This is a genomic window from Flavobacterium sp. HSC-32F16 (assembly GCF_024171645.1).
Taxonomy (GTDB): Bacteria; Bacteroidota; Bacteroidia; order Flavobacteriales; family Flavobacteriaceae; genus Flavobacterium.
This window is the reverse complement of the sequence record NZ_JALKAC010000001.1, coordinates 355,751-370,100: the sequence shown is the minus strand read 5'-3', so window position 1 is coordinate 370,100 and position 14,350 is coordinate 355,751. Positions and strand designations below refer to the sequence as shown.

Below are 14,350 nucleotides of genomic sequence, written 5' to 3'. Positions count from 1 at the left end.
TTAGCGTTTTTAAATAAATGATATTTAGTTTACAATTTACAAATCATATTAACATTAGAGATAATATGGCAGATTCTTTAATTTTTTCTATGTGTAGTTTTAAAATTACAATGGATAGCCAATCTCCCAGATATGTCCAAAAGGATCTTTTAGCTTTCCAATTCTCCAGTCTTCTTCGGTTGTTATGGGGCAGATCTGTATTGCACCAAATTTTAGTGCATTTTCAAATATTTTGTCTGCATTTTTAGTTTCCAGAATTATTCTAATGAGCGTGCTATAGGCGTGATTTTTATTTTCACCGCCATCACAGGGTTCTTCGTCACTAAGATAAAATTCAGCATTCTCAATTTGCAATACAGAAGATATTTTATTGTTTTCCAATTCAAATCTTTCAGATTCAACAGCACCAAAAGCTTCAGTATAAAATTTAACCGCTTTTATACCATTATTTACTGTGAGGAAAGGCTTAATTTGAGCTTTTTGGGATATAAATTTTTCTTCTTCCAATTCCATAAACTTAAGTTGTTTGTTACTATAAAAATAGTAATTTTTTTTAACTATAATGTTTTCAGTAGTTTAAACAGGGTAGGTGTTTTGAATTTTTATTCAGAAACGGTTTTGTATGTCCTCTTTGGGATACTTAATGCAATAAGTCCCAAAGCATGGGTGAAGCAGAAGTATGCACGCAGCAGACCCAGCGGTTTAGAATTAATTTTTATATTTGATTATTAAATTAATAAAATGAGCAAAAAAACGAAACCGTATGCTTTAATAACTGGTGCCAGCAAAGGCATTGGAAAATCTATTGCTTATGAATTGGCTAAACAGGGTTATCCGCTATTGCTTGTTGCAAGAAGTGACGAGGAATTAAGAGCACTATCTAATGATCTTCAAGTTAAATACGGCATCAATGCTTCGATTTTATCGATTGATCTTTCGATAAATGGCGCATCGCAAAAAGTAACAGATTGGATCAAAATAAACAACTATCCTGTTGGGATTCTGGTTAACAATGCTGGTTATGGTGTTTGGGGCGATTTTAGCCAGTCTTCTTTAATAGATCAGCTTGGCATGATGCAGCTTAACATGAATGTAGTAGTTGAACTATCGCATTTATTAGTTCCGATACTTTCACAAGAAAAACAAGCTTATATTTTAAATATATCAAGTACAGCTGCCTACCAAGCTGTACCTACGCTGGCTGTTTATTCGGCTACAAAAGCCTTTGTTTTATCCTTTACCCGCGCCCTTCGTTTCGAACTTGCTCAAACTTCAATTTCAGTAACCTGTTTTAGTCCAGGCCCGGTTGATACGGGTTTTGCTTCAAGGGCTGGTTTAAACGCTTTAAATAAAATGGCTGAAAAGTTTAATATGCAGCCAGATGAAGTGGCAAAAATGGCAGTAAAAGCCATGTTTAACAAAAAATCAGAAGTTATTCCGGGTTTTACAAACCTCATTTCGGTGTACGCCAACCGTATACTACCAAAGGGATTTATCGAAAAAACGGCAGCCGGTATTTATAAAATTTAATTTTTTTTCGAAAAAAATATAAAAATATTCTTTGGAAAAGAGAAAATATATATTATGTTTGTATTAAATTCTACTAATTCTATAGAGTATGTCAGATAAAAGAAAAAATATGTTTAATTTTCCTAAAGGTCGAATGCACAAAAACATGCTAATGTATTGTTGTTGCTGTTGTCGCAACCTTTTAGATAAAATTACAAACATTATTATTTCATTTATTAAATCTATATTATCATGGGATCTTCTTATAAAACCTTTACCCTTACTGAGCAATTAACTAATGAGCAAATTGCTTTTTTTAACGAACATGGCTTTATCCATTTCAAAAAATTTATAAACCCGGAAACGGTTTCATCCATCATTGATGCTTCCAAACAAGTGGAACAAAAATGGATTGACAATGACCTTCAAAAAATAAACGGTGTTCCAATTAAATATGGAAAAGATTTAGATGGCTCTGCTATTGTGCAGCGTTTTGCCTTTATTAATCAACATCATCAAACTTTAAGCGGCCTTTTACTTGATCCAAGATTTAATGGTTTATTACCATTAGCAGGCGATGGCGCAAGATTAGGAACTGAAGAAAAAGACGGAATGGTTTTCAATCATTATATCAATGGACCGGAAAGTAAGTTTACTAAAATGGGCTGGCATACAGATGGTTTGAGAGATATTTTTTATGGTGGAAAATTAAACCCAATGCTAAATGTGGGGATTCACTTAAGCACTTTAAAACCTGAAAACGGAGGACTTAAAATCATTCCGGGTACGCACAAGCAAAGTATTTATCAAATGCTTTTCCGTAAAAAATACTTTTTAGATAATAAACCTGATCCACAGGAAGTTTCCATCATTCCGGAAGCTGGAGATTTAACCATTCATGATGGCCGTTTGTGGCACAGAGTGGCAGAATCGTCTATTCGTGGCGAAGAGAGCAGAAGAAGGGTTATTTATATTCCGATTATAGCAGGAAAATACGCTCCTAAAAATGAGAACAGTCCAACGGTTTTCTATCAGCGTTTTGCTGGCATTGTTAAATAATTATGCTGTTTATCCTCGCATTTAGTTATCTGGTTAGATCAGGTAAACTAAAAAGTACCACCGATTTTTTTAAAAATACGCAAAGAAAAATAAAGTTAAAAATTATAAGCTAGAAATGGTTATGCTTTCCGGCTTATAAATATGAGGTTATGAATGGGAAAAGAAACAAAGGTTGAAGAGTATACTGTAATTACACAAAGAACATTTTCAGACCGTAAGCGAACTAATATTTTAAAAAGGGCAGAACAGCTAACGATTGTATTTTTGCTTCCAAAGGTGCCTAAATTCATTTCGCCAAACTTACTCACTTTAATTGGTACGCTTGGTTCGGGATTCGTTTTTTTAGCTTTTGTTTTAGGAACTTATTTAACAAATGGGTATTTGCTTTTGGGTATTATCGGTTTGGGTATAAATTGGTTAGGCGATTCTTTAGATGGAAGATTGGCTTATTATAGAAATATTCCGCGCCGTTGGTATGGTTTTGCACTCGATATAATTGCCGATTGGATTGGTATTGTACTTATAGGTTTTGGCTATTATATTTATGCCAAAAATGGCACACAAATAATAGCCTTTGCTTTTGTTGCGTTGTATGGCTGGTCTATTATCATCAGCCAGTTACGCTACAAAATTACAAATGAATACAGTATTGATTCCGGCTTTGTTGGCCCAACAGAGCTTCGGTTTATTATTGCTTTAATTTTAATTTCAGAAGTTTTATTTCCCGGATCAATTACCTATTTAGCTTGCTTAATCACTATTGTATTGCTTATAATTAATACCATAGACAGCTTAAAACTTTTAAAGCTGGGCGATTTAAAAGATAAAAACCAAAACTGATATGTTCAGTAAAAAATCCATTTTTACTTTTCTGCAAGCACAAGTGGCGGCATTTGTAGGCGGCATAACCGATTATGGCTTAATGATTTTATTGACAGAAGTATTTAAATTGCATTTTACCTTTTCTATTTTAATCTCCGGAACCGTTGGCGCCATTATCAATTTCAGCATCAATAGATTTTGGGTATTTAAAAACCAATCGGGTTATAGCAGCAACATCAATAGTCAGCTTTTTAAATTTGCTTTGGTTGTATTGGGAAGCATTTCTTTAAAATCATTTGGTACACTTCTTTTACAAAAAGTATTTCAAATCGATTATAGAATCGGAAGATTAATGACGGATATTTTTGTTTCTTATGGCTTTAATTATCCACTGATTAAGTATTGGGTTTTTAGGGTAAACGAAAAACAGAATGTAATCGAATCAAATTAATTCGTTTAGTTCAAAAAAAGTAATTTAACACATAGCCCAACTATGATTGTTTAAACAAGTGAAATGCCTTCTTTAAGCGTCCTAAACCTATATTTCTATGTGTTAAAATAATTACGCCCAACAGGCTGTATAAATATGTCGTTATGAATAAATTATCATTTAAACATTTTACAAAATCACTAATCGTTATAACGATTTTAGTAAATATAATTTCTGGAAATCTATTGGCGCAATCCAAAAATCCATCACCATTAAATTTTCCAACACCTAAAAACGTAGATAATATGCTGTTTTACATTCAGCGTGACCCCAATATAAATACTGCTATTTATGCTATAAACTATCAGGAAAACGGAAAAATAGACAAAAGCAATCCTATAAAAGCATATTGGATTCGATATGCCGAAAAAGGAGAAAAAAAAGATTTCAGTTATATGCAACGCAAATTTGCCTACGGAATAGAAAGTAAGACCTTAAATAATGAAGAGTTTGAGCTTAAATTTGTATCCTATAAAAAGTTACCCTTAACCTTAAAAAAGGTAGATTCAGATCAAAAATATCATGTTTTTGTAAATGTAAACCAGAAAAAAATACAAGTAGAAAAAATATTTGTACGCATTGAAGGAGGTTCTTTTTGGATGCCAAATGTAAAGTATGCCGAAGTTACCGGAATTGAAACTTCATCAAATAAAACAATTACGGAAAGGATGTTGTTGTAATAAGAAAGTTATATAAATGGAATGCATAAAAAAAGCCTGTAAACAATAAGTTTACAGGCTTTTATGTGAATCGTTTGCAAAGGTATAGTAAAAACGCAACGATAGCGCAGATTTGCAATCTGTGCCCGAAAAGTAATTTCTTCAAAACATAAATAAAAAAAATAAAATTTTCCGTTATACTTTTTATTTTTGTAAGAAAAAAGACATGTCGACAAAATATAAAGCAACAACAACTGAGGAAGCATATTTTATAACTATAACTTCTGTAGGATGGATAGATATATTTACAAGACTAAATCAGAAAAATATTTTAATAAATGCTTTAAAATATTGTCAGGAAAACAAAGGTTTGGAAATTTATGCTTACTGTATTATGAGCAGTCATATTCACTTGATTTGCAAAGGGAAGAATGGTTTTGTATTATCTGATATTATTAGAGATTTTAAAAAATTTACATCAAAAAAAATAATACAAACTATAATAAATGAACCTGAAAGTAGAAGAGAATGGATGCTTGAATATTTTCAAAAATCAAGTGAACATTTTAAAAAGGATCAGAATTATAAAGTTTGGCAAAATGGTTACCATGCAGAACATATTTATAGCAATAAGTTTATTAAGCAAAAAATAGATTACATCCATAATAATCCTGTAAAAGATAAAACTGTTAATTCGGCTGAAGATTATTATTTTAGCTCTGCAAGGAATTATTCCAACTTAGAAAATGATTTAGATGTTGTTTTGTTATAATTTATTTTAAAATACTCAACTGCTGTCTTGACTTAGCTTTGCGGGCACAGATTGCAAATCTGCGCTAACGGGCGGGTAACGGGTAACGGGTATGCACAACGATAGCGCGGAAATTCTTTCCGTGCCCATTCCTAATATTAATAAAAACTGGTTTTCTTTTTTTAAATCTGTTAGGATATACTTTGTGGGCACGGATTACAAATCCGCGCGATCGGGCACTTAGCTGTTGTAGGTTGTTTTAACTTTTCTTAAAAATTTTGTATTTTGGTTTTTCGTAATCTGTTATGTCCAGAATAATATCATAAACACCTGTTAAAATTTCTATATTATCTCCTTTTGGCATTATTCCGTTGCTCATATCTTTTCCAAAATTTAAAGTCCAATCGTCATTAAAACGAAATTTAAGCTCTCCTGTTTTTAAAGTCACATTTTTAATTGTCCAAATTCCTTTTGTTTCAGTTTCAAAAAGTTTTGCATCAGGACCTTCCCAGCCTTTTTCTGTGGCACTTCCTACAATTCCCCAAGAAGGAAATATTTTTGTTGCTTTTTTTACTTGATTTCCTACATGAAAATTTAATGACTCTATTTGTGAAGTATCGTTTCTTTCAAAAATTACATCACCCATTAATTCTTCAGCGAAAAATAAATTTTCTTTTACAGGAAATAGAATAGTTGTGGGCCCGTTTCCACTTTGCAATTTTAATTTATTGTTTTCAACTGTAAGGTAAATTACAAAATTGTCTTCTACTTGATAAGTTCCCACATATTGCTTTAAAGTTTCTGAGCTTACGTTGGCTACAACTGGAATTTTGTAATCTTTATTATATAAATTATATAAAGTTTTCATAATAGCATAAGTGGGAGTGTTTAAACCTCTTTCTGTATTTGTAAGCAGTATAATGCAGATATCATCTTCTGGAATTTGAACAAAATTGCTGCAAAAACCGGCTGCATAACCGCTATGACCAACTGTCATTTTTTTAAACATTGGCATTGTAATCCAACCATAGCCATAATTGTTTTTGAAAGGTGTATATGCTTTTTCCAAACTTTCTTTGGAGATAATTTTGTAATTTTTTAGGCCATTATAATATTTGTTTAAATCTTCAACAGTTGAGTATATTCCACCAGCTGCAAAAGGCATAGGTGGATCATAAACAATCGATGGTTTTTGTTCTTTTTCAGAAAAAATTTCATAGCCAGTGGTTTTATTTTCACTTTTTAGATTTTTAAAAGCAAAACCACTTTGCTTCATTTTCAATGGTTTGAATATGTATTTTTTAACTGCTTTTTCGTAACTCATTCCAGTAACTTTTTGAATTACATAGCCTAAAAAGTAATATCCCGAGTTAGAATAACTCCAATCAGTTCCAACTGGAAAATCCAAAGGTTTTGTTTTTTGAAATTCAATAAATGATTTTTCCGTTTGGTCTTTCATATCATTTCCTCTGGTATAGTCATAAACTCCGGCGGTATGGGTTAACAAACTTTCAATTGAAATAACACTTGCATCGGGATAATCTGGATAGAACTTTGAAAGTTTATCCTGTAATGAAAGTTTTTTTTCTTCTACTAATTTTAAAATTACCGTTGCTGTAAAAGTTTTTGTAATGGAATATATTTGAAAAATGCTGTTAGCGTTATTTTCTTTTTTTAAATCTACATTTGATAATCCATAACCTTTGTTTAGTAAAGTTTCTCCTTTTTCAGAAATAAAAACAGAACCGTTAAATAGATTTTGTTGATTATAAAAGTCAAAAAGTTGTTCTAATTTTTCTTTCTTACTTTGTGTAAAACCGAATTGTGTTATAAATAATAAAATAAAAGTGATTGATTGAATTGATTTCATGTTTTTTTGACTTTTTATTGAATTCTAACTAACAGTTTGCCCTTTGTGAGAGTTGCGTAAATTTATAATAAAAGATTACAAATTAAAGATTACAAATAAAAATTTCTAACTGAATTTTCAAGCAAAATTCAGAGCACAAGCTAAGCTAACACATCCAATAATATCCCTCGCTCTGCAAAGAGTTCTTGTAAAAATCTATGGGAATATCTCATGACTTCGCACCCATACATAATGTTCTAAAACACAAAAAAGAGACTCAAAAAGTCTCTTTCTAGAATTAATATATCTTTTATAAACGATTATTTATTAATCAATTTTTCAAGCCTAACCATCATTTCATCTTTCTCTTTCAACATTCGCTCATATAAAGCAATCTTTTCTTCATGTAGTTTGATCAATTGATCAATTTGATTAACAGTAGAATTGTAAAATACAGATGCAGGTTGTTGACAATTATCAAATGTATTAGAAATAATATTAATCGCCTGTTCTTCATCAAAATTCTGAAAAGCTTCAACAGGAATTTTTAATACGGCTGAAATTTGTTTTAGCAAATTATCTTCAATTACATCTTTCTGCTCCAGCATAGAAATTTTCTTTTGGTTCCAGTCTTCACCCAGATCATAAGCTAATGCTTCCTGTTTGATGTTAAGCATTTCTCTGAAACGTTTTACGTTTTTTCCCTGATGTATTTTCTGTTCCATAACAAATATCAATTTTTCTAAAAGCTCAAAGATAAAGCCATTTGTATTAAAAATCCTGAGTTTCAAAGATAAAAAAATATCCCAGATTTAAATTTTAAAATGCAATACTGGGAAAAAGACTTAAAAAAAAATCCCGTTTCGTTAGAAAATGGGATTTTAAGTTTTGTAAAGTCTTCTTTATAAATTCCAAATCATATTATGCAAGATTAAAAAAAGAAATTGACTCATTTTTCAAGTTGATTTTTAAGATAATTGTTTTGAATGTTTAATTAGGAGCGGTTTGTATATATCGTAATGTCAAATATTAAAAATTGATTATTCAATGAAGATATGATTCTATTAATTATTTGTCTTTATAAAGTTTTCAAATAAATTCTGAAATAAGAAAAATGCTATCAATAAATTTAGATACTAAATTTTAAAAGATTTTCTTCATAATTTATCGATTATAATTAAAATAAAGAACATCGTTAATTTTTTTACGATAGAAAAGGAATTATGTTCACTTGTAAGATGATCTTAAAAATGAATTAGTTTTTCTTCTTCAAGATCTAAATAATACATTTGCTTTCTAATAATCGATTCATCTATACTTTGATCTTCTTTATTTTTATCAATGAGCCATTGTCTCTGTTGATTTATTAAGTCAAGATATATAGTTTTGACTTCATTACCAATCGATTCATCGTCAATTCCTTTGCTGTGATGTTCCCATTTTTGAATGAGCTGTTGTAATGATCTATTACTTTCGTGTTGATCCTGATAAGTCGTTTTTAAATATTGTAAAGAATATTCAGCAAGATCTTTTCGCAAAATAGTGCTGACTTCCTCACGAGAAAGAGGATCATAAATTGCCGGTAGTTTTATTTTTTTTATAAAAAAAGGAAGTGTTAATCCCTGAATTAATAAAGTCAAAAGGATTACGATAAAAGTGATAAATAAAATTAGATTTCGCTGTGGGAATCCATTTCCATTGTCTAAATATACCGGAATAGATAAAGCGGCTGCCAAAGAAACAACACCTCTCATACCGGTCCAGCCAAGAATAAATGGAGTTTTATATCCGGGATTTCTTCGGTCTGCTACTGTGATAAAATTACGGGCAACTAATGTGACAATTACAGCGCCGTAGGCAGATAATAATCGGCTTATTATTAAAACAAAAGTGATTAAAACGCCATATCCAACTGCGGCTGTGATACTCATACCTTCAAGTCCTGAAGTAATTTGAGGTAAATCTAATCCAATAAGCATAAAAACCAGTCCGTTTAAAATAAAACAAAGGCTTTTCCATACATTTACTCCTTGTATTCGGGATCTGCTGCTCAAAAAATGATGCCTGTTATTGGATAAAAGCAAACCGCCGCTTACAACCGCTAAAACACCAGAACTATGTACTTCTTCAGCTGCAATGTATATGATGTAAGGCGTAAGAAGTGATAAGACAATATCAACATTGGCATTTGTGGGTAAATATTTATGTGCTTTCATAAAAAGCCATCCTATTAAAAGACCAATTGCAACGCCTCCAATAATCATCCAGCTAAAACTTATGGCCGCCTTGTAAAATATAAACTGCTCTGTTGCAACGGCTATCATTGCAAATCTGAAAATAATTAAGGAAGAAGCATCGTTCAATAAACTTTCGCCTTCGAGTATAGATGACATTGTTTTAGGAACTCTCACAAATTTTAAAATAGCACCTGCACTAACCGCATCGGGAGGAGATACGATGCCGCCCAATAAAAAACCGAGCGCAAGAGAAAATCCGGGAATAAAATAATTTGCGACTAATGCTACTGAAAGTGCAGAGAGAAAAACAACAATAAAGGCAAAACTGGTAATAATACGTCTCCACCGCCACATTTCTTTCCAGGAAACAGTCCAGGCTGCTTCATATAATAACGGGGGAAGAAATATTAAAAAGATTAGGTCAGGCTCGATTTCGATTACTGGAACTTTGGGAATAAAACTGATTGCCAATCCTGCTAATACCAGTAATACAGGATAGGCTACTTTTATTTTATCAGCCAGCATAATCAGCAGTAAAATAATGATTATTAAACCTAAATAAAAAGGAAAATTTTCGAGCATTCGTTATCTTTTATATAGAAATTTACAATAAATTTTAGTTTAAATTTCGGTATTCTATGGGCGTATAACCAGTATTTTTTTTAAACATTCGATTAAAATGCTGCGGATATTTAAAACCCAATTCAAATGCGATCTGGCTTATTGATTTATTGGTATCAAAAATCCTTTCTTTGGCTAAGTTAATCAATTTCAATTGAATGTGTTCCTGAGCAGATTTACCTGTTTCTTTTTTTATTAAATCACCAAAATAATTAGGAGAAAGATTTAAAAGATCGGCAAAATATCCTACTAAAGGCAGACCCATATCCTGCGCATTTTCTGACTCAAAATAAGCATTAAGCAGATTTTCAAATTTTGATAAAATATCAGTATTAATATTTTCTCTGGTTATAAACTGCCTGTCATAAAAGCGAACGCAATAGTTTAAAAGCAGTTCAATAGTATTGGTAATAATGCTTTTACTGTGTTTATCTATGGACTGGCCGAGTTCATATTCTAATTTAGAATATAAATCTCTGATGATTTGCTGTTCTTTCAATGACAAATGAAGTGCTTCGTTCGAATCATACGAAAAAAATGAATATTGGCTCATTTGTTTTCCTAAAGCAGTTCCTTTTATTAGATCAGGATGAAAAAGCAGTGCCATTCCGGTAGGTTTATAATCAATTTGGTTGTTGACTTCTATTACTTGTCCAGGTGCAATAAAAACCATCGTTCCCTCATCATAATCATAATTATTACGGCCGTATTTTAGTTCGCCGCAATTTCCGGCTTTTAAAAAAATGGCGTACAAATCAAAATGCATTCGGCAGTTGTTTGGTAGTGCTTTTGTATCTGAATTATCAAATACACTAATCAAAGGATGCTGGGTTTCAACACCTTTAAGATCATTGTACTGTGCTATTTTTTCAACTTTTATAATCTGTTCCATGATACATTCATTTAAAATGTAATGCAAATATACTGCGCAGACTGCTAATTAGTTAGGACAAATATTCAAATCAGTAAAAATGGTAATAACAGCAGTAATATGTATTATATCGCAAAAGAATTATTGAAGGAACTTTGTACTATTAAAAAAGTTAACAAGATTATCAGGCAAAGATTTATAAAATTTATAAAAATGAAAACAAGAATATTAGGAACACAAGGTTTAGAAGTTTCTGCATTAGGAATGGGGTGCATGAATTTAAGTTTTGGAACAGGAAAAGCTGCAGCTATAAACGACGGAATTAAAGTAATTCGCGCCGCATATGAAAAAGGAATTACTTTTTTTGATACAGCTGAGGCTTATGGTCCTTTTACTAATGAAGAACTGGTTGGAGAATCTCTGAAACCTTTTCGTAAAGATGTCATTATTGCTACAAAATTCGGAATGATTTCAGAATCAGGAATTAACAGTAAACCAGAACACATTCGTAAAGTGGTTGAAGCCTCTTTAAAGAGATTACAAACAGATTATATTGATTTGCTTTATCAGCATAGAGTTGATCCAAATGTTCCTATTGAAGATGTTGCGGGAACAATTAAAGATTTAATTCAAGAAGGTAAAGTAAAATATTTTGGACTATCTGAAGCTGGTGCCGATACGATTCAGCGTGCTCATATAATTCAGCCTGTTTCTGCAGTTCAAAATCAATACTCCATTTGGACAAGGGAACCTGAAGCCAGAGTTTTACCGCTTTGCGAAACATTAGGAATTGGATTTGTGCCTTGGGCGCCAATAGGAACCGGTTTTCTAACGGGTAAAATTACTCCCGATACAAAATTTGACAGTGATACTGACCTACGTGCAGCTTTCCCGCGTTTTACACCAGAAGCTATCAGAGCAAATATGCCAGTTGTCGAATTATTAACCAAAATTGCCAATCGTAAAAATGCTACGCCTGTTCAAATTGCGCTGGCTTGGCTTTTGGCTCAAAAAACTTTTATTGTACCGATTCCGGGAATGGATAAAATCGAATTTTTAGACGATAATAGTAAGTCGGTTGATGTAGAACTTTCGTTAAAAAATTTACAGGAAATTGAAGATGGATTGGCGAATATTGCTTTTCAGGGAGCAAGACTTAATGAAGAATTACTTGGTTTATCAGAAGAATAATTAAAATGAAATAAAATAAAGTGAAGAATATTGTTTTAAATAACGGATTAGAAATGCCTCTTCTGGGATTTGGTGTTTACCAGATAGCAGATTTAGATGAATGTGAAAAAAGTGTTTTCTTCGATCATCTTGATCCTGAAATTGTTAAATGGATTGGGAGCAGATAAGTCTGTTTGAAGTAAAAATGATAAATCGATTTACAGAATTATTATTTCTAATGCTCCTTTTTAATCTGACTAGTTTATATACACAAAACATTCTAAAATTAAAGTCTGCCATGAGCAATAAAATAGAAGATGATAGAGAGAAAGTTCTTGATGTAACTCGTCGCTTAACTCAGTTGATGATTGACAAAAACACAGTAGAAATAAACAAGCTTTTAGATAATAGTTTTACACTAACACATATTACAGGTTATGTTCAGCCAAAGGAGGAATGGCTTTCAGAAATTGAAAAAGAAACAATGAAGTATTATTCTTTTAAGGAAATTACTGTTTCAGTAAATATTGATGGAGATAAAGCTGTATTTATTGGTCAAAATATTCTGGATGCAAGAATTTGGGGAACTAGAAATAAATGGCGGTTACAACAAACGATGCAGCTTGAAAAGAGATCTGATAAATGGATTATTCTAAAATCTGTGGCGACATTATTTTAAATAATAAAAAAGTATGAAAAACAAATCAGTTATAGTAGTTATAGGTGCAGGATCAATTGGTCAGGCAATTGCACGAAGAGTTGGCGCAGGAAAACACATACTTCTTGCTGACATAAATCAGGAAAATAGTAATGCGGCTGCAAGAGTACTTTTGGATGCAGGGTTTGAAGTGAGCACAGCCATAGTTGACATTTCATCAAGAGAATCTGTTCAAAAACTTGTTGAAACAAGCCAGGGAATTGGCAGTATTACGGGGCTGATTCATGCAGCAGGAGTTTCTCCTTCACAAGCATCGCCAGAAACTATATTTAAGGTCGATCTATATGGAACAGCTTTGATATTGCAAGAATTTGGAAATGTTATTGAAGAAGGTGGGGCAGGAGTAGTAATCTCATCACAATCTGGTCATCGATTACAGTCTTTAACGCCTGAACAAGACAAAGCATTAGCAACGGCGCCAGTAGAAGAACTATTATTACTTCCTTTTTTGCAATCAGATGCTGTTGATGGTTCACTCTATGCTTATCAATTATCAAAAAGAGGAAATTCACTCAGGGTAAAGGCAGAAGCAGTTCGCTGGGGAAAACGAGGATTGAGAATCAATACTATAAGTCCAGGAATTATAATAACACCTCTTGCCAATGACGAACTGAATGGACCAAGAGGAGAAAGTTACCGCAGAATGCTGGAAATCGCGCCAGCTGGAAGAGCAGGAACTCCTGATGAAGTAGGAACTTTAGGTGCTTTCCTCATGGGGAGAGATGGTGACTTTATAACAGGAAGTGATTTTTTGATGGATGGCGGTGTTACATCGGCTTATTGGTACGGTGATCTTTCGCCTGAATCATAATAAAGTAATCATTAAGCATATAATTTATGAGAAAAGTAATTATTATAGGTGCTGGCGGAAGCCTTGCCAAATATGTGATTGGAGCTATAAAAGAACTGGGAAATATTGAACTTACTTTATTTTTGAGAAATGATGGACGATTATCAAAAAATGAATCTGATAACTGCACCATCATTGAAGGAGATGCATTGAATTACCACGATGTTAAAAAAGCAATTGCAGGGCAAGAAGTTGTATATGTAAACCTTGCCGGAAATTTGGAACCAATGATAACAAACATTGTGAGATCAATGCATGAAAATGATGTTACGCGCATCATCGCAATTAGTTCAATTGGTATTTATGAAAAACCTTTAAAGTCGGTTTTAATTCCCTATAGAAAATTAGCAGATGTTATAGAAAATTCAGGATTAGATTATACCATTCTGCGACCAGATTGGTTTACAAATGCGAATGAAATCGATTATACTATTACTAAAAAAGGTAGTCCAGAAATAGGAACAGCAATTTCGAGAAAGAGCATTGCATTGTTTATTTCTAAAATTATTAATCAGCCTGATTTACACAAAAATGAAAACGTGGGAATTAGTAAACCTAACTTTCTCCCTTTATGAAGATTTGAAGAGATTGGCTTACTACAAGTAGGAGTTGGCTTTATAGTCTTCAGTATTTTGGTCTGGATGTCTGGTTGAGGATTGAAACAAAAATGTACTTGGTTTTGTATATGATTTTACCATAAAATGGAATCTTATAATTTTGCTTTATTTATTTAAACTGAAAGAG

Annotated in this window: 15 protein-coding genes and 1 pseudogene; 11 read left to right on the top strand and 5 right to left on the bottom strand. The window is 32.1% G+C overall.

Features of this window, described 5'->3' with window-relative positions:
- Window positions 1-105: 105 nt before the first annotated feature.
- Window positions 106-513, bottom strand: a complete 408-nt coding sequence (locus L1276_RS01755; RefSeq protein ID WP_253784845.1) for a VOC family protein — start codon at window positions 511-513, stop codon at window positions 106-108.
- A 228-nt stretch (window positions 514-741) separates the two neighbouring features.
- Here L1276_RS01755 and L1276_RS01750 point away from each other — a divergent pair, with 228 nt between their 5' ends.
- The 6 genes from L1276_RS01750 to L1276_RS01725 all read left to right on the top strand — a co-directional run bounded on the left by L1276_RS01750 (window position 742) and on the right by L1276_RS01725 (window position 5,311).
- Entirely contained in the window at window positions 742-1,530 is a 789-nt protein-coding gene (locus L1276_RS01750; protein WP_253784844.1) for an SDR family oxidoreductase, read from the top strand.
- Between the two features lie 231 nt (window positions 1,531-1,761).
- Window positions 1,762-2,568: a phytanoyl-CoA dioxygenase family protein gene (locus L1276_RS01745; protein WP_253784842.1), complete on the top strand. Its 807-nt coding sequence runs from the start codon at window positions 1,762-1,764 to the stop codon at window positions 2,566-2,568.
- A 153-nt stretch (window positions 2,569-2,721) separates the two neighbouring features.
- Window positions 2,722-3,408: a CDP-alcohol phosphatidyltransferase family protein gene (locus L1276_RS01740; RefSeq protein ID WP_253784840.1), complete on the top strand. Its 687-nt coding sequence runs from the start codon at window positions 2,722-2,724 to the stop codon at window positions 3,406-3,408.
- Window position 3,409: 1 nt separating this feature from the next.
- Window positions 3,410-3,841, top strand: coding sequence for a GtrA family protein (locus tag L1276_RS01735; protein WP_253784838.1), 432 nt, complete (start codon window positions 3,410-3,412; stop codon window positions 3,839-3,841).
- 143 nt (window positions 3,842-3,984) lie between these two features.
- Window positions 3,985-4,560, top strand: a complete 576-nt coding sequence (locus L1276_RS01730; protein WP_253784836.1) for a DUF4833 domain-containing protein — start codon at window positions 3,985-3,987, stop codon at window positions 4,558-4,560.
- 205 nt (window positions 4,561-4,765) lie between these two features.
- Entirely contained in the window at window positions 4,766-5,311 is a 546-nt protein-coding gene (locus L1276_RS01725; RefSeq protein WP_253784833.1) for a transposase, read from the top strand.
- Window positions 5,312-5,549: 238 nt separating this feature from the next.
- Here L1276_RS01725 and L1276_RS01720 read toward each other — a convergent pair whose 3' ends face one another.
- From L1276_RS01720 to L1276_RS01705, 4 genes are all read right to left on the bottom strand, one after another.
- Complete coding sequence (locus L1276_RS01720; protein ID WP_253784831.1) at window positions 5,550-7,160, bottom strand: serine hydrolase; 1,611 nt, start codon at window positions 7,158-7,160, stop codon at window positions 5,550-5,552.
- A gap of 299 nt (window positions 7,161-7,459) precedes the next feature.
- Window positions 7,460-7,864, bottom strand: coding sequence for a helix-turn-helix transcriptional regulator (locus L1276_RS01715; protein ID WP_253784829.1), 405 nt, complete (start codon window positions 7,862-7,864; stop codon window positions 7,460-7,462).
- A gap of 519 nt (window positions 7,865-8,383) precedes the next feature.
- The gene (locus L1276_RS01710; protein ID WP_253784827.1) at window positions 8,384-9,958 is read right to left on the bottom strand and encodes a Na+/H+ antiporter; all 1,575 of its coding nucleotides are present in this window, start codon (window positions 9,956-9,958) and stop codon (window positions 8,384-8,386) included.
- A gap of 34 nt (window positions 9,959-9,992) precedes the next feature.
- Complete coding sequence (locus L1276_RS01705; RefSeq protein WP_253784825.1) at window positions 9,993-10,889, bottom strand: AraC family transcriptional regulator; 897 nt, start codon at window positions 10,887-10,889, stop codon at window positions 9,993-9,995.
- A 192-nt stretch (window positions 10,890-11,081) separates the two neighbouring features.
- Here L1276_RS01705 and L1276_RS01700 point away from each other — a divergent pair, with 192 nt between their 5' ends.
- The 5 genes and pseudogenes from L1276_RS01700 to L1276_RS01680 all read left to right on the top strand — a co-directional run bounded on the left by L1276_RS01700 (window position 11,082) and on the right by L1276_RS01680 (window position 14,181).
- Window positions 11,082-12,059, top strand: a complete 978-nt coding sequence (locus tag L1276_RS01700) for an aldo/keto reductase (RefSeq protein ID WP_253784823.1) — start codon at window positions 11,082-11,084, stop codon at window positions 12,057-12,059.
- Window positions 12,060-12,079: 20 nt separating this feature from the next.
- Window positions 12,080-12,175: pseudogene (locus L1276_RS25235) on the top strand (aldo/keto reductase); the annotation flags it as partial.
- Window positions 12,176-12,336: 161 nt separating this feature from the next.
- Window positions 12,337-12,717, top strand: coding sequence for a nuclear transport factor 2 family protein (locus tag L1276_RS01690; RefSeq protein WP_253784821.1), 381 nt, complete (start codon window positions 12,337-12,339; stop codon window positions 12,715-12,717).
- A gap of 13 nt (window positions 12,718-12,730) precedes the next feature.
- A complete protein-coding gene (locus L1276_RS01685) occupies window positions 12,731-13,567 on the top strand; it encodes an SDR family oxidoreductase (protein WP_253784819.1) in 837 nt (278 codons plus the stop codon).
- Window positions 13,568-13,593: 26 nt separating this feature from the next.
- Complete coding sequence (locus L1276_RS01680; RefSeq protein WP_253784817.1) at window positions 13,594-14,181, top strand: NAD(P)H-binding protein; 588 nt, start codon at window positions 13,594-13,596, stop codon at window positions 14,179-14,181.
- Window positions 14,182-14,350 lie beyond the last annotated feature (169 nt).